This window comes from Lactobacillus sp. C449L, from assembly GCF_059900815.1.
In genome coordinates this window covers 235,619-254,801 of record NZ_JBWXGA010000002.1, presented here as the reverse complement: position 1 = coordinate 254,801, position 19,183 = coordinate 235,619, and the positions used below count along the sequence as shown (strand labels likewise).

16 protein-coding genes are annotated in these 19,183 nt (G+C 37.0%); 15 read left to right on the top strand and 1 reads right to left on the bottom strand.

All coding sequences use genetic code 11. The features are described 5' to 3' along the window. Positions 1–51 precede the first annotated feature (51 nt). The 10 genes from AC2JF9_RS04595 (at position 52) to AC2JF9_RS04550 (ending at position 11,064) form a co-directional block, all read left to right on the top strand. Positions 52–519 (top strand): universal stress protein, encoded by a 468-nt coding sequence (locus AC2JF9_RS04595; protein ID WP_500725614.1) that lies wholly within the window; start codon positions 52–54, stop codon positions 517–519. 418 nt (positions 520–937) lie between these two features. Next, positions 938–1,876, top strand: coding sequence for a phosphate/phosphite/phosphonate ABC transporter substrate-binding protein (locus AC2JF9_RS04590; RefSeq protein WP_500725613.1), 939 nt, complete (start codon positions 938–940; stop codon positions 1,874–1,876). 320 nt (positions 1,877–2,196) lie between these two features. Continuing rightward, on the top strand, positions 2,197–3,132 hold the full coding sequence (locus tag AC2JF9_RS04585; RefSeq protein ID WP_500725836.1) for a phosphate/phosphite/phosphonate ABC transporter substrate-binding protein: 936 nt from the start codon (positions 2,197–2,199) through the stop codon (positions 3,130–3,132). 19 nt (positions 3,133–3,151) lie between these two features. Then, on the top strand, positions 3,152–3,925 hold the full coding sequence (gene phnC, locus AC2JF9_RS04580) for a phosphonate ABC transporter ATP-binding protein (RefSeq protein ID WP_500725612.1): 774 nt from the start codon (positions 3,152–3,154) through the stop codon (positions 3,923–3,925). After that, positions 3,918–4,721 (top strand): phosphonate ABC transporter, permease protein PhnE, encoded by an 804-nt coding sequence (gene phnE, locus AC2JF9_RS04575; RefSeq protein ID WP_500725611.1) that lies wholly within the window; start codon positions 3,918–3,920, stop codon positions 4,719–4,721. Before phnC ends, phnE (AC2JF9_RS04575) begins: the two co-directional genes overlap by 8 nt. After that, complete coding sequence (gene phnE, locus AC2JF9_RS04570) at positions 4,721–5,533, top strand: phosphonate ABC transporter, permease protein PhnE (protein WP_500725610.1); 813 nt, start codon at positions 4,721–4,723, stop codon at positions 5,531–5,533. Before phnE (AC2JF9_RS04575) ends, phnE (AC2JF9_RS04570) begins: the two co-directional genes overlap by 1 nt. A 254-nt stretch (positions 5,534–5,787) precedes the next feature. After that, complete coding sequence (locus AC2JF9_RS04565; protein ID WP_500725609.1) at positions 5,788–6,273, top strand: hypothetical protein; 486 nt, start codon at positions 5,788–5,790, stop codon at positions 6,271–6,273. 54 nt (positions 6,274–6,327) lie between these two features. Further along, positions 6,328–7,728: a metallophosphoesterase family protein gene (locus AC2JF9_RS04560; protein ID WP_500725835.1), complete on the top strand. Its 1,401-nt coding sequence runs from the start codon at positions 6,328–6,330 to the stop codon at positions 7,726–7,728. Between the two features lie 105 nt (positions 7,729–7,833). Next, the gene (gene asnB, locus AC2JF9_RS04555; RefSeq protein ID WP_500725608.1) at positions 7,834–9,783 is read left to right on the top strand and encodes an asparagine synthase (glutamine-hydrolyzing); all 1,950 of its coding nucleotides are present in this window, start codon (positions 7,834–7,836) and stop codon (positions 9,781–9,783) included. A gap of 18 nt (positions 9,784–9,801) precedes the next feature. Beyond that, positions 9,802–11,064 carry a carboxylate--amine ligase gene (locus AC2JF9_RS04550; RefSeq protein WP_500725607.1) on the top strand — a complete coding sequence of 421 codons (1,263 nt, stop codon included), beginning with the start codon at positions 9,802–9,804 and terminating at the stop codon, positions 11,062–11,064. Positions 11,065–11,114: 50 nt separating this feature from the next. On the opposite strand, the gene AC2JF9_RS04545 is transcribed toward AC2JF9_RS04550, so the two are convergent. Next, entirely contained in the window at positions 11,115–11,951 is an 837-nt protein-coding gene (locus AC2JF9_RS04545; protein WP_500725606.1) for a LysR family transcriptional regulator, read from the bottom strand. 113 nt (positions 11,952–12,064) lie between these two features. On the opposite strand from AC2JF9_RS04545, the gene AC2JF9_RS04540 reads away from it, so the two are divergent. The 5 genes from AC2JF9_RS04540 to AC2JF9_RS04520 all read left to right on the top strand — a co-directional run bounded on the left by AC2JF9_RS04540 (position 12,065) and on the right by AC2JF9_RS04520 (position 19,027). After that, on the top strand, positions 12,065–13,534 hold the full coding sequence (locus AC2JF9_RS04540) for an FAD-dependent oxidoreductase (RefSeq protein ID WP_500725605.1): 1,470 nt from the start codon (positions 12,065–12,067) through the stop codon (positions 13,532–13,534). A gap of 179 nt (positions 13,535–13,713) precedes the next feature. Then, entirely contained in the window at positions 13,714–14,934 is a 1,221-nt protein-coding gene (locus AC2JF9_RS04535) for an MDR family MFS transporter (protein WP_500725604.1), read from the top strand. A 96-nt stretch (positions 14,935–15,030) separates the two neighbouring features. After that, positions 15,031–16,980: a M13 family metallopeptidase gene (locus AC2JF9_RS04530; protein ID WP_500725603.1), complete on the top strand. Its 1,950-nt coding sequence runs from the start codon at positions 15,031–15,033 to the stop codon at positions 16,978–16,980. Between the two features lie 360 nt (positions 16,981–17,340). Continuing rightward, entirely contained in the window at positions 17,341–17,712 is a 372-nt protein-coding gene (locus AC2JF9_RS04525) for a DUF2620 domain-containing protein (RefSeq protein ID WP_500725602.1), read from the top strand. Position 17,713: 1 nt separating this feature from the next. After that, positions 17,714–19,027, top strand: a complete 1,314-nt coding sequence (locus AC2JF9_RS04520) for a YhfT family protein (RefSeq protein WP_500725601.1) — start codon at positions 17,714–17,716, stop codon at positions 19,025–19,027. The last annotated feature ends 156 nt before the right edge of the window (positions 19,028–19,183 follow it).

The window sequence follows — 19,183 nt, the reverse complement described above, 5'->3', positions numbered from 1 at the left end:
GTTAAAATAAGTCTGAATAGAATAGTATTTTCCAAAGAGTGGTGACGCCGTATGAAACAAAACAGGATTTTAGTTCCAGTTGATGGCTCAGAATCAGCTGAGCGGTCTTTTGATAAAGCAGTAAAAATTGCAATGACTAGGAATGCGCATCTTGATGTTTTAAATGTAATTGATACCAGACAGTTCTTAGGCGAGATGCAGGATACCTTAATTACAGGTGATACAGTTTACCAAATGACACAGGATGCCGAAGAATATCTGAAGAGCTTGCAAACCTGGGCGCATGACAATCTGAATTTTGATGATCTTGATTATCACATTCGTTATGGCAGTCCTAAAGCCATCATCTCCTATGATTTTATTAAGGATCATCATGACAATTTGATCATTATGGGTGCTACTGGATTAAACGCTGTTGAAAGAATGCTGATGGGCTCAGTTACTGAGTATGTCAACCAGCATGCCCTTGCGGATGTTCTCATTGTTAGAACCGATGTTGATAATAAACCAATTAAATAAAATCAAGGCATACGGAATAGTCGTATGCCTTTTTGTATGACGAAATTCCTTTGAATAATGTTCGTTTTCTATATTTATAGCAGAACTAATAATACTATTACCATTATTTAATTGGTTTATTGCGAATATTTATGATATTATTTTTGTGAAATGAACGGATTTTTTGAAAGGAAGTCGAACAGTGGAGGAAACAAAATCAGGTAAGTTTTTCGCAAGTGATTTTTGGCAAATGATTATTCATTTGCTGTTTTCGAGTTTATATCACTAAATGCGTATGTAAATTGGGCCTTGCAACTAATGGAAGCTGGCTCTTGCAGCGCTAGAAAGAAGATGACGTCTCAAACCGAAAATCAGACAGTTGGTAAGTTAATTAAAGTAGGTAAATAACCGCGAATAGTCAATTTTTTAGGAGTAAAAAATGAAAGTATCCAAAATCAAACAATGTCTGTTAACTTTTTTCTTAGTATTATTAACAATTGGCGTTACTGCTTGCTCAAGTGGCAACAAGTCAACGAGTAAAGGTGACAATACTCCAAAGGAACTAAACGTTCAATTTGTTCCTAGCGTAGCTGCAAATAAACTTGAAGCGCGGGCGAAGCCAATGGAAAAACTTTTATCCAAACGCCTTGGCATTCCAGTTCACGTTTCGATGTCGACTGACTATAATGGCTTAGTTGAAGCAATGAAATCTAAAAAAGTTGATGTTGGCTTTTTACCATCAGATGCTTACATTATGGCCCATAAGCAGGGCGCCGCTGATTTGCTTTTACAATCGGTTCGTTACGGAATTAAACAACCCGGAGGTGTAGCAACTAAAGAACTAGTTAATTCTTATCGAGGCGAGATTCTCGTTAAGAAAGGTTCAGCCATAAAGACATGGAAAGATCTAAAAGGTAAGTCAATTTCGGTTCAGGATATTACTTCTGATTCCGGGTATGTTTTCCCAGTAGCTGAATTAAAACAAAAAGGTCTTGACGTTACAAAGGACTGCAAGATTGTTTCGGTAAAAGGCGCTGATCAAGGTGTGCTTAACGTCTTAAATGGTGATACTGACGCTGCTTTTGTTTTCGAAGACGCTCGTAATAATGTCAAAAACGATGAACCTAAGATTATGAACGAAGTTGTTCCAATTTACTTTACTAAGCGTATTCCTAACGATACCATTTCGGTTATTCCAAGTTTGCCAAAAGCATTTCAAAAGAAGCTAGCTAAAGCCTTTATTGCAATCGCAAAGTCTAAAGAGGGTAAAAAGATTATTGAAAGTGTATATAACCAAGAAGGCTACACTTATGCCAAGGATAGCGATTATGACATTATTCGTCAATATAACAAAATTGTCGCTTCAACTAAAAAATAATAATTACTAATACTAGGTAAATTATGAATAATTACCCTTTTAATTGAAAAGATAAGTTTTCTGCTAAATCACTTTTCTAAATAAAATATTTCTGCTATTATTTGTAAGAATAATTTCGAACTACCGAAGGGAGAGTGGAAAAGATGCTAAAGTTTGATCGAAGCAAGTTGCTCACTAGTGCTTTGGCAAGCATTTCTTTTCGCTTTTCCGCAGAAGAAGGTATTGTTCGCTTTTTAGTTAGTAATGTTATTAAGAGACTTAGTATAATTTACGCATAGTGTAAATTAAATTAAGTCTTTTTTTATGTCTGGGAGGGCATGATGAAAAAAATAAGAAGAGTGCTTGCCGGAATTGCTGTTATTTTGGTGGCAATTATGGCTACAGCCTGCTCAAGTAAGAGCAATGATAAAAGTAGTAGCAGTAATGGCACGCCAAAGGAATTAAATGTACAATTTGTACCTAGTCAAGCGGCAACTGAATTAGAATCACGCGCTAAGCCCCTTGAAAAGATGCTTTCCGATCGTTTAGGGATTCCAGTTCATGTTTCAATGTCAACAGACTACAATACAGTGGTTGAAGCCATGAAGTCTAAAAAAGTTGATGTTGGTTTCTTGCCACCAAATGGTTATGTTCTAGCTCATAAACAAGGCGCAGCAGATGTTTTACTGCAAGCGCAAAGATATGGCGTTAAACAGCCTGGCGGCAAACCAACTAAAAACTTAGTTAACTTTTATCGTGCGGAAATCCTTGTTAAGAAGGGCTCAGGTATTAAAACCTGGAAAGATTTAAAAGGCAAATCAATTTCAATTCAAAGCCCAACTTCTTCAGCTGGATACGTATATCCAATTGCTGAATTAAAGGAAAAAGGTCTTGACGTAAAGAAGAACTGTAAGTTGGTAACAGTTACTGGTCAGGATCAGTCTGTTTTAAACGTTTTAAATGGTGATACTGATGCAGCTTTTGTGTTTGAGGATGCCCGCACAATTGTTAAGAAAGACAATCCTAAAATTATGAGTCAGGTTGTTCCAATCTACTTCACTAAACCAATTCCAAATGACACCATTTCTGTTGACCCAAGCATGTCTAAGGCATTCCGTAAGAAGCTGGCTAAGGCGTTCATTGATATTGGTAAGTCAAAGAAGGGTAGAAAAGTGATAGAGAGCATTTATACCCATGAAGGCTATGTTACTAGCAAAGATAGTGACTTTGATACTGTTCGTAAATACGAAAAAATTATCGAATCAACTAAAAAGTAAAATATAAAGGAAGTATATAATGGCAGATTCTGCAATTAAGCCAGTAATTGAACTAAAAAACGTTAAAAAGGTCTATGGCAAAGATGTTGTTGGTTTAAAAGACGTTAATTTAACTATCAATAAGGGTGAATTTGTCGTTATTGTTGGGTTATCAGGCGCTGGCAAATCAACCCTTTTGCGCTCAATTAACCGATTAATCGATATTACTACTGGTGATATTTTAATTAACGGTGAATCAATTACTAAAGCAAAAGGCAAAGAATTACGAATGCTACGGCGAAATATTGGAATGATTTTTCAGAGTTTCAATTTAGTTAAACGTTCTAGTGTTTTGCGCAATGTTTTAACTGGCCGCGTTGGCTATTATCCCACATGGAAAAGTACGTTAAATCTTTTTACAAAAGAAGATAAGCAACGGGCATATGATGCGCTTCAGCAAGTTGATCTAGCGGACAAGGTATATTCGCGGGCTGATGAACTTTCAGGCGGACAACAGCAACGAGTTGCCATTGCCCGCGTATTAACACAAAATCCGGATATTATTCTTGCTGATGAGCCAACTGCTTCACTTGACCCCCAAACGTCGCGTCGCGTAATGCAGGATCTTAAGATGTTGAATGAAAAGCATGGCATGACTGTGGTCATTAACCTGCATAGTGTGCAATTAGCCCGTGAATTTGGTAAGCGCGTAATTGGCGTTCGCGACGGCGAGGTTATTTATGACGGCAAAATGAGCGAAACACCTGAATCAACCTTTGACCAGATATACAGTGGTGGTGACCAAGATGAGTAGCTCGGATAAGGAAACTCTAATGACTTTGCCTAAAAAGAAGTTTAATGTTCTCAACTTGCTTTGGATGCTTCTTTTTATTGTGGGTCTTGTGGTTTCTACTAATGTCACCAAAACCAGTCTGGGTGCATTGTTTAGCAATTTTAGTCAATTTACCGAAATCTTTTTGCAAATGCTGCACCCTAATTGGGATTATCTCAGCACCGTAATTCCGCTTTTGCTTGAAACTATTAAAATGGCAATTTTGGGTACAGTCATTGGATCGGCAATTGCATTTATTTACTCGTTGCTGATTGCTCGCAATATTGTGAAAAACAAAGCAATTACCGGTGTTTTGCGGGTGATTATGAACATTATCAGAACAATTCCCGATCTGCTTTTGGGAGCAATCTTTGTGGCAATTGTAGGTATTGGCCCGGTTGCGGGTGTTTTAGCACTTGCTATTTGTACTTTTGGGATTGTTGTTAAGCTGTTCTATGAAGCTATCGAAACAATTGACCCAGGTCCAATTGAAGCCTTAACGGCTGTTGGTGCTAATAAGTTTCAAATTATTGTCTTTGCAGTTTTACCGCAAGTTATTACTTATTTTATTTCGTATTGCTTATATGCCTTTGAAATTAATGTGCGGGCTTCAACTGTACTTGGCTACATTGGAGCTGGTGGGATTGGATTATATTTGCAAGAAACACTGCAAATTTTTGATTATCCTAAGACTGGAACAATTATTATTGTAATTATTATTGTGGTGGTACTAATCGACTACGTTTCGTCTAAATCTCGGGAGGCGTTGATGAAATAATGGATACTTCAATGAAAAAACTACCTCCCAAACCAGTTGATGTAAAAAAGCGTGTCATGCACTGGTCAGTAGCAATTATTACGATTGCATTGATTATTTGGTCAGGAACCGGTATTGATTTTGGCGGAATTAAAGCAACTGCTGGTCAAATTGCGGGAGCTATCTTTTCGGGGATTTTTCACCCAGATTGGTCATATGTATATAATGGTACAGGCGAAGACTTAGTTTCGCAGCTATGGGATACTGTCTGTATTGCGTTTTTAGGAACATTTATTTCAGCACTTATTTCGCTGCCATTTGCTTTTTGGGCAGCTCATACTAGACACAAAAAATGGTATGTATCGCGCACCGGTAAAATTGTCTTGGCAATTGTGCGGTCATTTCCTGAAATTGTCTTGGCGCTAATGTTTATTAAAGCAGTGGGACCTGGCTCTGCAGCTGGGGTGCTGGCACTAGGATTTCATTCAGTTGGGATGCTAGCTAAGCTATTTTCTGAAGCAATTGAGAATTTGGATGACGGTCCTAATGAAGCAGTGACAGCGGCTGGTGGCTCGAAAGTTAACGTAATCATGTTTTCTGTTTTGCCTAATTTATTACCGGCACTTATTTCTAATACTTTGTACCGATTTGATGTTTCGATTCGTTCCGCATCAATTTTGGGCTTAGTAGGAGCTGGTGGTATCGGCTACCCGCTAATCATTGCATTGCAGTATCGTCAATGGAATCGAGTAGGAATTATTTTGCTTGGTATCATTATCATGGTTATTGTAATTGATTGGATTTCCGGTTGGATACGCAAGAAATTAGTTTAAAATATTAAAAATCAACAATAGTGAGTTGCGAAAGCGACCCACTATTTTTATTCATAATATTAAAGAAGTTTTCTTAACTAGCTTTTAAATCAAACTCAAGTAAATCACTCGTTAAAATAAGTATTTTTAAGTGCATTTAACCATCTCAATTGAAATATTGCTCGTCTAAGTTATAAAAGAGTAAAAAAATCTCTCATAAAAAGTGCAATAGTAGTTTTTTTGGTATAATATAGATTAAATTCTAGGAGGATACCATGGAAAAGTTAGATACAATGACTCTGGCCGATAACTTGGCCGAAAATCAAGAAAGTATTTTAAATAAAGAAACAGATTTTGATCAAGAAGCTGTTTATCGTGCTATCGACAGTTTACATGTATTACACAAACCAATCAAAGAGTACTTTGAAATGACAGAAGAGCAATATTATGAAACTGAGAGTGACCATAAACTAACTTTGATTAAAATGTCGGAGCAATTAACTGACTTGCATGACCGAGTTTTAACTAATCATGTTGATGGGTATGTTGACAAAGATCAGATTAATCTGACTTATAATCATGAAAATCCTTATGAAGACGGTTTTTATAATGATTCAGTTGATCTACACGTGGTTACTTATAGCTTGAAAGTGATTGGTGCAGTTCAAGCAATTGCGCCAAAAGTATTGCAAGGAGTATTGTCTAAAGATGCGGTTTTGTCAATCGGTTTAGCAGCCCACGCTTTGGCAGACAACGCATAAATTAATGGAGCTGCGGCAATTGCCCAGCTTTTTTCTTTGGCTTGAGGCGGAATGATGAATAATTTTTTAAAGTACACAGCAGGATTATTTAATCGAACACGTGGTACCAGAGCACGTGACTTATTTAATGAAAAAGATGTACCACTTGATCCAATGCAAGATTATTTGATTGTCGGAGAATATCACGTTGATAGCAAGCAGGGTACCCCTCATGGCCAGCCGTATAATTTGACCGTTTATAAAGATGAAGACGATGTTTTGCATCAGGCCCTTAGCTTGGAAAGCACTGAAAAGTTGGCTCCAGAATATGTTCGTGAATTCAGCCTTGAATTAGAAAGATATCGCGCTTTTGTCAATCGTAAAACCGGACGGCGCTTTATTGTAGAAGAGTATTTAGATGAGTTCGTTAAGCGGGTAAAGAGCCATATTCGCACTGGCAAGAACTCGGTTAACGTCAGTGTAATCACTGATACTCACTATAAAGATCGTAATAGTATCGACTTTTACGGTTGGAATGGTCTGACCCATGTCAATGAGTTTTCATATTTAGATCAAGCCGATTTGCTGGATTTAAAAGTGCACTTAGGGGATTGGATTGATGGTTCTGACACTGGCTTTTTGGGTGAAAGCGAACTAATCAAACTGCGTAATTCGTTTAAGTCAGACAAGGTGCCTTTTATTATGATAAAAGGTAATCACGATGAGAACGATAAATATGATGAACATCATGATTTAAAAGCATCTTTTCCGGAAAATGAGTTTGAAAAAATCATGTGGCCGACAATGTACGCGCAAAAAGGCGTAAATTATATTTCGCGCCAGCATGGTGTTTCCTACTATGATGTAGATGATGTCCGGTTCATTTCCGTTAATACTTCGGATTTACCTTATATACTGAATGCACAAGGCCAAAAGCGTTACGATGCTAAAATCACCTTAGCAGTCAGAGAAGATCAAATTGAAGAAATTATTGAAATTTTACAACAATCTTCAAATAAAAAGATTGTCTTTATGAGCCATGGTAATCCAATTAACCGCAAGGGCTCAAATGCATTGAAGTACAATGGACGCTCTTTGCACGAGCTGTTAGTTGCTTTTAATCAGGGCGAAAAAGGTCAGATGCATTCGAGTCACGGCATTCCGCCTGAATTCCGTTTGGCTAATGATTTTGACTTTACAAATGTTAAAAACGCACGAATTATCGCTTATTTCTGCGGTCATCGTCATGTTGAAGATCAATTTAGAATAAATGGTATCCAATATATAATCTTCAACTGTTCAGCGTTAATGGGACCAAACCATGTTTTAACCACTAAGTACAACAAAAATTGGAAGCGGCAAATTGATCATCAAACTGAATTTGCGGGCTATGTTGTTAATATTGACCTGCATCGACACTTTATTCAAGTTTTCGGTTATGGTGCAGCCAGCAAACGCAGAATTTTTTACATTTAGCAAAAAACGAGGATTTGGAATTTAACCGATGTTTAGCATATAATGGAAAAGCTAAACTTTTAAAAAAGAAGTAAACTAGTAATTTAAATCAAGGGAAGATATGCTATGTGCGGAATTGTCGCATTTTATAATCCAGAAATAAATGATAAGCAAGCCGCCATTGGAAAGATGATGGCTACAATTAAGCACCGTGGGCCTAACTCTGATGGTTATTACACTAATGACAAAGTTGCATTAGGCTTCAGAAGGCTGTCAATTATTGACTTACGTGGTGGTAGCCAACCAATTTACAATGAAGATAAAACGCGGGCAATTATTTTTAATGGTGAAATCTATAATTTTAAACCGTTAAGAGAAGAACTGCTTAAAGCAGGGCATGATTTTACCACTAAGACCGATACAGAAGTTCTTTTGCATGGCTTTGAAGAGTGGGGCATGGATGGCTTACTTAAACGGGTGCGTGGCATGTTTGCTTTTGCAATTTGGGATGATAACACTCAAACGCTTTACGGTGCTCGTGACTTTTTCGGAATCAAACCGCTTTATTATTCAAACGAAGATGGTCATCTTATTATTGGCTCGGAAATCAAGAGCTTTCTTGCCTTTCCAGGCTTTAAGCGCAGGCTGAATTCAGAAGCAGTTAAGCCTTATTTAATGAATCAGTACAATGATTTGCATGAAACATTTTTTAAGGGTATTTATCGTTTTCCAGCAGGACACTGGTTTGAATATCAAGCCGGTAAACTAAAAACTCACCAATATTGGGATGCAGAATATAAAGCTAATTCTCTGAGTTTTGAAGAAACTGTTAATAAAATTAATGAAGACCTTCAAGAAACTGTTAAGCTATACCATAACGCTGATGTTCCAGTTGGAGCTTTCTTATCTGAAGGTGTGGATTCCAGTTACATTACCAGTATTTTAAATCCTGACGATGTTTTTTCAATTTCTTTTGATGATGCAACCTATGATGAAGCTTCTAAAGCAAAAGCGTTAGCTGATTTGAAGGGCTGGAAGTTTTATTCAGACAAGGTCAATGCTGATGAAGCAATGCATGATTTCGCGGAAATGCAATATCATATGGATGAGCCTGATGCCAATCCGTCAATTATTCCGCTATGGTACCTTTGCAAGATGGCGCGTAAGCATGTTACAGTTGCTCTGTCAGGTGAAGGCGCTGACGAGCTTTTTGCAGGATACGTTAACTATGGCATGCACACACACAACAGCGTAATTAAGGCGTTTACTTCGCAATGCAAAAAGCTGTCTAAGAACACTAGAGTAAAATTAGCTCGCCGCATAAAGAAAATGCCTAATTTCCCGGGGAAAGTACATCTGTATACTAACTTGGCGGAACCAAGTGAATTTTATGTTGGCCAGTCGGTAATTTACGATATGGATTATCCAACGATTTTTACTTCTGAAGATGCAAATGGCGTTTTAAAACCAACATATCGCAATAAATTAACGGTTAATAGCATCTATCAAAGCGATTTTAAGAAAGTTAAAGATCTTGATAATGTCCGCCAAATGCAGTATATCGACTTACATCACTTTATGCTTAACGATATTGAACAAAAAGCCGATAAGATTTCAATGGCTCATTCATTAGAACTTCGGGTTCCATATCTTGATAAGAAAATTGCCGAGCGAGCCAACTCAATTCCAACTGATTACCTAGTTAATCAGTATGATACCAAGTATGCCTTGCGCAAGGCAGCCGAAAAAGTACTACCTGATGAATGGGCTAAGCGGCCAAAATTAGGTTTTCCAACCCCGATTAAACAGTGGTTGCAAGAGCCCCGCTTTTATAAACAGGTGCGCGAACTATTTAGCAGTGATTTCGTGAAAGATATTTTTGAACAAGACAAGATATTAAAGTTGCTAGAAGATAACTACAATGGTGATGGTTCGCATCGCCGACAAGTTTGGGCAATTTACACATTCCTGGTTTGGTATAAGTTGTTCTTTGTTGATTACGATGAAACAGTAGCCAAGTACCAAAGGGTACAACCAGAAGTAGCTAGCTTAATCGAACAAGGAAAGCTAGTTTAATTAGGAGCAAATTTTCAAATGAAACAAGATTTTACACCTATTTTACTAGGTAGCGACATTAACGTGTATGGTATGGCGCGATCGTTTAACGAAGAATATGGCATTAATGTTAAAGCTTTGGCAGATACGCAATTAGCACCGACACGCTACTCCGAGATTGTCAATGTTGAATTACATCCGGGTTTTAGTGAGGATCCAACTTTCATGGATGTGATGCACGAGCAAATGAAAATATACCAGGATCATCAAGAACCGGTAATTTTAATTGCTTGTGGGGATGGCTATGCCGAGTTATTATCAAAGCACAAAGATGAGCTCCAAGAAGTTTTCGTTGTTCCATACATTGAGTATGATCTGTTAGAAAAACTGATTTCTAAGGAAGGCTTTTATCAAATAGCAGAAGAATATGGCTTGCCTTATCCCAAGACAAAAATAATTACCATGGCAGACTTCAAGGCGGAGAACTATTTAAAATTTCCGTTTAGTTATCCAATTGAATTGAAACCAGAAGACCCCGTGTCTTGGCTTGATGTTCACTTTGAAGGTCGAAAAAAAGCTTTCACGATTCACAATGAAACGGAAATGCGCGATATTGTAGGCAAAATATACGATAATGGATATAAGGCGGATTTGATTGCACAAGATTTTATTCCTGGCGACGATTCGAATATGCGCGTTTTAAATGCATACGTTGATAAAGACCATCATGTCAAGATGATGTGTTTGGGACATCCGCTGCTTGAAGACCCGACCCCGCAGGCGATTGGCAATTACATGGCGATTTTACCGGAATATAACGAAAAGCTGTACGAGCAAGTCGAAGCTTTTCTTGAAAAATTAAATTATACTGGTATGGCTAATTTTGACATCAAGTACGATGCTCGTGATGGCAAGTACAAGTTCTTTGAAATCAACCTGCGTCAGGGCCGCTCGAGCTTTTATGTCACTTTGAACGGTTATAATTTGGCAAAATGGTATGTCGATGATTACGTTAACGACTGCTTGAAAGACAAGGAAACAGTTTTTGGCAATAAGTTGAAATCCAAGCATGTGCTGTGGTTAGGCCTACCAATTAAGGTCTTTAAGCAATACGCGCGCGATAATGAAGCAAAGCAGTTAGCAGAAGAACTGATTCACGAAGGACGCTATGGCACGACCGTCTTTTATGACAAGGATCGCAACTTTAGACGCTGGTTATTGATGAGATATATGTTCCATAATTACAATGGTCGGTATAAGGAATATTACCAAGTTAACAAGGGCCAATTTTTTGAAAAGTAAATAAATTAAAAAGATGATTATGACATAAGTCGTAATCATCTTTTTTTGTCTTAAATTTCAGAGAGAAACTGATGAGTAATATTACTTGCTTGGCTACGATAAAAGAAGCCAACGTCTGCGTCAAAATCCCAGTCAATACTTTTGATAATAAATGGTGCACAAGAACTTGCAAGAGATTCATGAATCAAAATTAAATTATTAGCAATTAGTGCGGCATTTATTTGCGCCTTATTGTAGACAGAATATTGTACAAAACTAGTATTTTGGCAATTATCTTGAATTAGTTTCCGAATTTGTCTAGACTGCCGTAGAACATTGCTTTTAATAATCCAAATTTTTTGATTATCTAAATCGGTTAAGGTCAATGAATCTTTTTTTGCTAAAGTGCTTTCGGGAGGAACCCCAACCATTAATGGTGTAGTAGTAACTCGCTTAAACAAAAAGTCCTGTTTTGGCATAGGCTCTTGTGAGTAGACACTTTCAATCAAATCAATATTTTCTGGTATTTGTTCATAGTCTTTAATTTCTTGAAATTCGAGCTTAACATTTTTATTTTTTGAGAAGTTTGACCAGTACTTATCTAATAGGTTTGAAGTGCTTAGATAACCTGTGCCAACAGTTAGAGTGTTTTGGTATGTCTGTATCATTTGCTTGGTTGTTAAGCAAAGTTCTTTAATTTTTTTTGCTTGGACCAGAAACAATTTTCCTGCTTCAGTTAAATAGACTCCATGAGAATCACGACAAAATAGTTTACAATTTAACTTATTTTCCAGAAGATTAATTTGCTGAGTAACTGCTGGCTTAGAAATATACAGTTTTCTGGAAGCAGCAGAAAAGCTTCCGGTTTCAGCAACTATAATAAAAGTGTCAATGTCGTGATCATACATATTATTACCTCTTTAGAGTAAAGTCTAGCCTTAACTCTGCGTAAATACAATTAAGAAAGCGCTTTTTACAAAAAACATTATAATTACTTTAGATAGTGAAAAGGAGAACAAATATGGATAAATTTGATATTGTAGTTGTTGGAGCTGGTGCTTCAGGAATTAGTGCTGCTTTGGCTGCAGCTCAAAATGGGGCTAATGTTGCTTTACTTGAAAAAGGAGATAAATTCGGTGGTGCAGGCATGTTTGGCGCTCAAGGATTGTTTGCAGTAGAAAGTAAGGCGCAAAAAGAAACTGAACAGAAATACTCACTAAAAGATGCCTATGAAGAAGTAATTAATTATACGCATCATTCATCTAACGCCCGATTGACCAAGGCAATTTTGGCGAAGTCAGCATCTACTATTGACTGGATGAAGAAAAATGGTCTTGACACAGAGCTAGTTACTAATACACAAGAAGTTCATCAAGAGCATCCAAGAACTTATCATCAGTTTATTGATAAGTTTAATGGCTTTCAGCGTGTTGTAGACAGTTTTATTCAAGCTGGCGGAACATTGCTGACGGAAACAGCGGGAAATAAAATTATTCAAGAAAACGGTAAAGTTACCGGTATTGAAGTGATTTCGAAAGGTGAAAAAAAGAAAATACTAACAAAAGCAATTATTTTAGCAGATGGAGGTTTTGTTGGTAGTAAGGAAGAAATTGCTAAAAGCATAGCGATTGATTCTGATGATCTTTATTCAATGGGAGAAAGAAAAGCAACTGGTGACGGTTTAAGAATGCTCAAAGAAGCTGGTGGCATCAATGACTATAAGCGCATTTTTGAAAACCATGCTGCAACTGCATTTTCTAAAAAGAATCCTAAATGGCATAATGATACTATTTTCACCTTAACCTGTTTGCCATTGCTTTGGATTGATAAAGAAGGCAAGAGATTTACAAACGAAGATTTAGTATACGACTTTGCCCTTTGGGGTGATACAGTATACTCAAATGGTGGATTTTATTACTTTTTACTAGATCAAAAATTAGTTGATTATTTGAAAGAAAAAAGTTTAGATTGGACTAGTTCTTTTGAAAGGACTTTTAGACTTCTTGATGGACAACCGATGACTCACAGAGTGGGTCCATTTAAGACAATAGAATCTGATATAAGCGAAGCAATTGAAGAAGAAGTAGCATTTAAAGCGGATACTATTGACGAACTGGCGGTAAAGATAAACGTAAATAGGAATAACATGGTTCAAGATATTAACCGTTATAATCAACTTGTTAAAAAGTGTACTGATACTGACTTTTATAAAAACAAAAAGTTTATGTCTATTGGAATTGAAGATGGCCCATTTTATGCGATTAGAGCTAACTCGACTACTTTAGGAACTGTTGGCGGCGGTTTAGTAAATGAGAACTGTGAAGCATTAAAGCAAAATCGTGAAGTAATTCCTGGTGTATATGTAGTTGGTAATGATGCAGCAGGGATGTTTGATTCTTCATATCCGACAATTGAAGGCTTAAGCAATGCCTTTGCTTGGAATTCAGGGCGAATTGCCGGTGAAAAAGCAAGCGGATTTATTAAAAGCTAAATTTCAAATTAATTAGATAAGACGAAAAAGATGGTTATGACATAAGTCGTAATCATCTTTTTTGTGCTCAAAACTGCCATTGTGCTTTTCGCATTAGTAATAAAGCAAACTGGGGGTGTTCTTTTGAGACACTTCTTGCTAAACTGGTAAATGGAATTTTAGCCGAAAGGACTGAATAAATGAAACATACACATGGATCAAATAGTGTAAATGAAGTTAAATTGCGCTGGTTGCTTCTAGGTGAATTGGCAACAAGGATTGGGTCAAGTTTTGTTTGGCCTCTTACTTCGGTCTATCTTAATAAGCAGTTACACATCAGTTTATCAGTAATTGGGCTGGTATTATTTTGCAATTGTGCAAGTAATGTACTAGGTTCGTTTACTGCTGGACGACTTTATGATCATTATAATCCATATCCGCTAATCGTTGCTGGGCTGGGCACTGACGCCTTAGTCTTATTTTTTATGGCCTTTTTCCATGGCTGGCCGGCATACTGGATTTGGTTAATTATCACTGGTTTTGTCAGCGGTTGGAATGGTACAATAATTGACTCGATTGCCACTAGTCTAAAAAACTACCCCGGTCGGTATGTTTTTAATTTAATCTACTTTGCGCAGAATGTCGGAACTGTCACGGGTACCTTGTTAGTAGGCTATCTGTATGACTTTTCAATTGAATTTCTATTTATACTGGCATCTTCATTGTTTACTATTGCCTGTATTAACGCCGCAGTTCACTATCGCCCAATTATCAACTTTCATAAAGCACGTCAGGCAAAAAATAAAGCAACGGGTGAAAGACCAAAAGCTGAACCTATGCCTAAGTACAATGCGATGCTAATGGTTGGCTTTCTGGTTTCACTTTCTGTGACTTGGTTAATGTACATGAACTGGGAATCTAACCTTTCAGTTTACATGGTATCACTTGGCATACCTTTTCATATGTATAGTCTGCTTTGGACATTAAATGGGGCAATAATTGTGACAGTCCAAGTGATTTTGGCCCGCTTTCCGCATCTCTTTAAAAACCTGTTTCACCAGATTGTTTTTGGTACGGTGATGTTTGCAATTTCTTTTGGAACGCTCATTTTTGCTCGTGATTTTGCCCATTTTGCATTATCAATGGTTGTCTTGACCTTAGGGGAAGCAACTGCTTTTCCTGCAGTACCAGCATATATCAATGATTTATCGCCAATGGGTAGCAAAGGAAAATATCAAGGCGAAATTAATGTGGCGCGTGGAATTGGTCAAGCATTTGGACCATTATTTGGCGGGATGATTATTGATCGAGCCGGTTATATTCCGTTCTTTGTAGTTGCAGCATGTGGCATTTTTATGATGGTGCTAATGCTTATACCGCTCCATGCTAAATTACGCAAGCATATCAAACTATTTAGGTAACTTTGTAAAGGCTTTTTAATACTAGGCTATTGATTAAAATGATAATATTAATTTAGCCTATTTTTAATTTTTGAATAAAGTGAAAGGACTTTCTGAATGAAGAATTTTTTTGCGGTTCGTGGCGGTAGTGGTGATGTCATTGAGCCAAAAGTTGGTACAAGACCACAAGACAATATCTATCTAGCGGTTAACTCAGAATGGCTTGAAAAAACCAAAATCCCTGAAGATCGTTCACGAATGGCATCATTCGATGGTATTGATGTTAACGTTGAAAAGCATTTAATGGAAGATTTAGCTGATTTTGCTTCTGGTAAAAAAGAAGTTCCTAATGTTCCAAATATGGCTGAAGCAGTGAAGCTTTACCAGCTAGCTAAGGACTTTGATAAGAGAAATAGCGATGGGGCTGATCCAGTCCAGGATGACTTGACGGCTCTTGAAGAAATCAGAGATTTTTCTGACTATAATTTGAAAGCACCAGATCTTACAACCTTTGCGTCAATGCCATTCGGTTTTGACGTTGAGCCTGACATGAAGAACACTAAAGTCAATGCGTTGTACTTTGCAGGACCTGGCACTTATCTTCCTGACACGACAACTTATGAAACTGATGATGCGCCTAAACTGTTGGCTATTCTGCAAAAACAATCAGTAAACTTGCTTACAATGGCTGGTGTTGTCGAAGATCAAGCTGAGAAATATGCTGCAGCTGCAATTAAATTTGATGGCAAGCTGGCTAAAGTTGTTAAGTCTTCAGAAGAGTGGGCAGATTATCCTGCGTCGTATAACCCAATGGCAATTGACGAGTTTGAAGGTAAATTCAAGGACTTTAAAATTGCTTACTACTTGAAAAAAGCAATTGGCGAAGAACCTGAGCGCATAATCGTTGAAGAGCCACGTTATTTAGACCATATCAATGAACTGATTAACGAAACTAACTTTGATGAAATCAAGGGTTGGACGATCGTTAACTTTATTAACGGTGTTGCTTCTGAATTATCTCAAGAATTCCGCGAAGCTGCTTTTCCATTCAGCCAGGCATTATCAGGTCAACCACAACTTAAGAGCGGCGAAAAGCAAGCATATCAAATTGCCAACGGAACCTTTAGTGAAGTAGTTGGAGCTTATTATGGTCAAACATATTTTGGTGCTGATGCTAAAAAAGACGTTGAAGATATGATTCATCGGATGCTGGACGTATACAAAGAACGACTACAAAGCAATAGTTGGTTATCTGAGGAGACCAAGAAAAAGGCAATTCTTAAAGTTAATACTTTGGAATTGAAGATTGGCTATCCTGACAAAATTGAAGAAATATACAATCGTTTAAAAGTTGTTCCAGCAAATGAAGGTGGCAGTCTATATTCAAATGAACGAGCATTTGCAATTGAAGAACAAAAATATAATATTGAACAATTGCATAAGGAAGTTGACCGCACCGTTTGGGCAATGCCCGGCAACTTAGTTAACGCTTGCTATGATCCTCAAAGAAACGATTTGACTTTCCCAGCTGCCATTTTACAGGCACCATTTTATGACTTGAAGCATGACAGAGCGACTAATTATGGTGGTATCGGAACTGTTATTGCTCACGAAGTTTCCCATGCTTTTGACAACAACGGTGCTCAATTCGATGAAATGGGTAACATGAAGAATTGGTGGACTGATGAAGATTATGCTGAATTCAAGAAGCGTACGCAAGATGAAATTGACTTGTTTGATGGTATCGAATATGGTCCAGTTAAGTTGAACGGCAAGCAGATTGTTTCAGAAAACATTGCTGATCAAGGCGGTTTAACTGCTGCAGTTGAAGCTGCTAAGAACGAAAACGAAGACTTGAAGAAATTGTTTGAAAACTTTGCGCGCGTTTGGGCTAACAAGCAGTTGACTGAGTCCATCAAGAGCCAAACCGCTGTTGATGTTCATGCTCCCGGTCCACTACGTGCTAATGTTCAAATTCAGTGTCAAGATGACTTCTATAAAGTTTATGATGTTAAACCAGAAGATGGTATGTGGCTTGATCCTGACCAGCGTGTTGCAATCTGGTAATTAGTTTTAAGCTAAGCAATGAAGAAATCCTTGTCTTTTCAAAAAGATGAGGATTTTTTGTGTATTATCGAATGAACTAATTTAGTTTATGATAAAGCGCAGGACAGTTGAAGTTATGAAAAATGATATATTAAGCGTATAAGTTGGAAAAGATACGAAATAATTATTTTTTTTGAATAAGTAAAGTCAAATAAGAGTTTACAATTTAAAGCTTATATTTTTGATTCTTAATTTATTTGAAAAGGTTTACACAGACAAAAGGCTGTGATATATTTACTCTCGGATATATATTTAAACTCTATGTATTGTTGTATTACAAATATACAAAATTTTGTATAAAAGGAAAAGGTGATTTCTACAATGAAGAAGATTGTAATAGGTGGACAGATTGAAAAAAATTCAATTGAAGATTTAGTAAAGAAATATGGAAAAGGTAAATATGACATTTCAGTTAAAAGTGATATTGATGCAGCAATGGATTTAAAAAATGGTGCTGCGGATTACTATTTTGGCGCATGCAATACTGGTGGAGGCGGTGCTTTAGCTATGGCGATTGCCATATTGGGAGGTGAAAAAACAGTTACTTTAGGTATGCCTGGGAAAACTGCTACTAAAGAAGAAATTGAACAAAGCGTAAAAAATGGAAAGGTCGCTTTTGGATTTACGTCTCAAGATATGGAGTTTATTATTTCAAATGTTCTTGAAGCACTTGAATCCGAGGAGGAAAAATAGAATGGTAAATATATTAAACATACTTGTAATGGCTGCCTTATGTGCCGTGACAACAATTATGGCAAATACAAAAATTGCTGTATTTAATGATGCGCTAAGACCAATTGTCTTAGAATATAAAGAGAACAAGATTACCAAATCAGCATATGGTACAACTGCACTTGCCTTTGGAATAGGTTATATTGTTGGGTTTATTCCCCAATCTATTGCCTCAGGTGTGATTATTATTCACGTAGTACTTTTAGGAACAGATATTATCGGAAGTTATTTACCTGATGGTAAAAAATATTCAATTCTTCTTTCTGGAATTGTGGGCGGTATATATGGAATATTGCTAGGTGCCGGTTTAGGAACTCTTCAAAAATTGTTCTCTATTTTGCCATATAATTTTTTAAACAGTTTAGGGCAAGTTTCTTCCGTTGTATTGGTAGCTTTTGCTGTATTTCCTGCTCTTGTAGTAGCTTTGCAGTATGGATGGAAAAAAGGATCAATCACTTTTGGCTTTACAGTTTTAGCCCAAGTTTTAGCAGTAAAATTTGGATCGATTAAACTTTCTAATGGAAATACTATAGAAATAAATGCCAATGCAATTGCTTTATTGGTTGGTATGATTTTCATGATAACTTTTGCAATGAGAGACAAAAGAGAGCAGACAGATACACAAACTCAATTAGCAAATATATTTGCTGATCGCGTTAAACAAATTAAAAAGTACTGGTATTTATTTGCACTTTCAGGGGCATTACTTGCTTTAGCAGCTTCATTAGTTATAGTAACAGAATCTCCTCTTTCAGCACCGCTATACCAAAAAAAGGAATTTAATTCAGCTGCTTTGACTGAAATTGCTCGAGTAGTAGGATTTATTCCTCTAGTAGTTACTACAGGAATTGCAACCGGTACGTATTCTCCTGCCGGAATAAAAATGGTTTTTGTAATTGGATCAATCGGAGCAGCAACGGGACATCCGTTTTTAGCTTGTCTTGCCGGTGGAATTTGGATGACTATTGAAGTGTTCCTTCTAACTAAGTTTTCTGTTTTGTTGGATAGGTTTCCGGGGATGCGTGATGCCGGCGATAATATACGGACATCAATAACTAAAGTGTTAGAAATAGCGCTTTTAGTAGGTGGTGTAATTGCTGCTACAGCTATAGCACCTTCGTGGGGAGCCTTATTCGTTGTTGGACTATACGTTTTAAATAATACATTTAAAAAGAAGATGGTTACTTTAGCTGTAGGACCGTTAGGAGCCCTATTAGTCGGAATAATTGCTAATGTGCTAGTATTGTTTAACCTCATGACCCCTCCCGGAATTTAGTGCGCAGTGCAAGTAGATGCGATAAAAAAACGAAATTTCAACATAATTGGCAAAATTTGCTAACTAAACTATAATAGGTTCAAATGAAAAACATATAGGTGCTAAACACTAACTAATTGCTTAGTAATTAAATTTATTAAGAACAATATCAATATT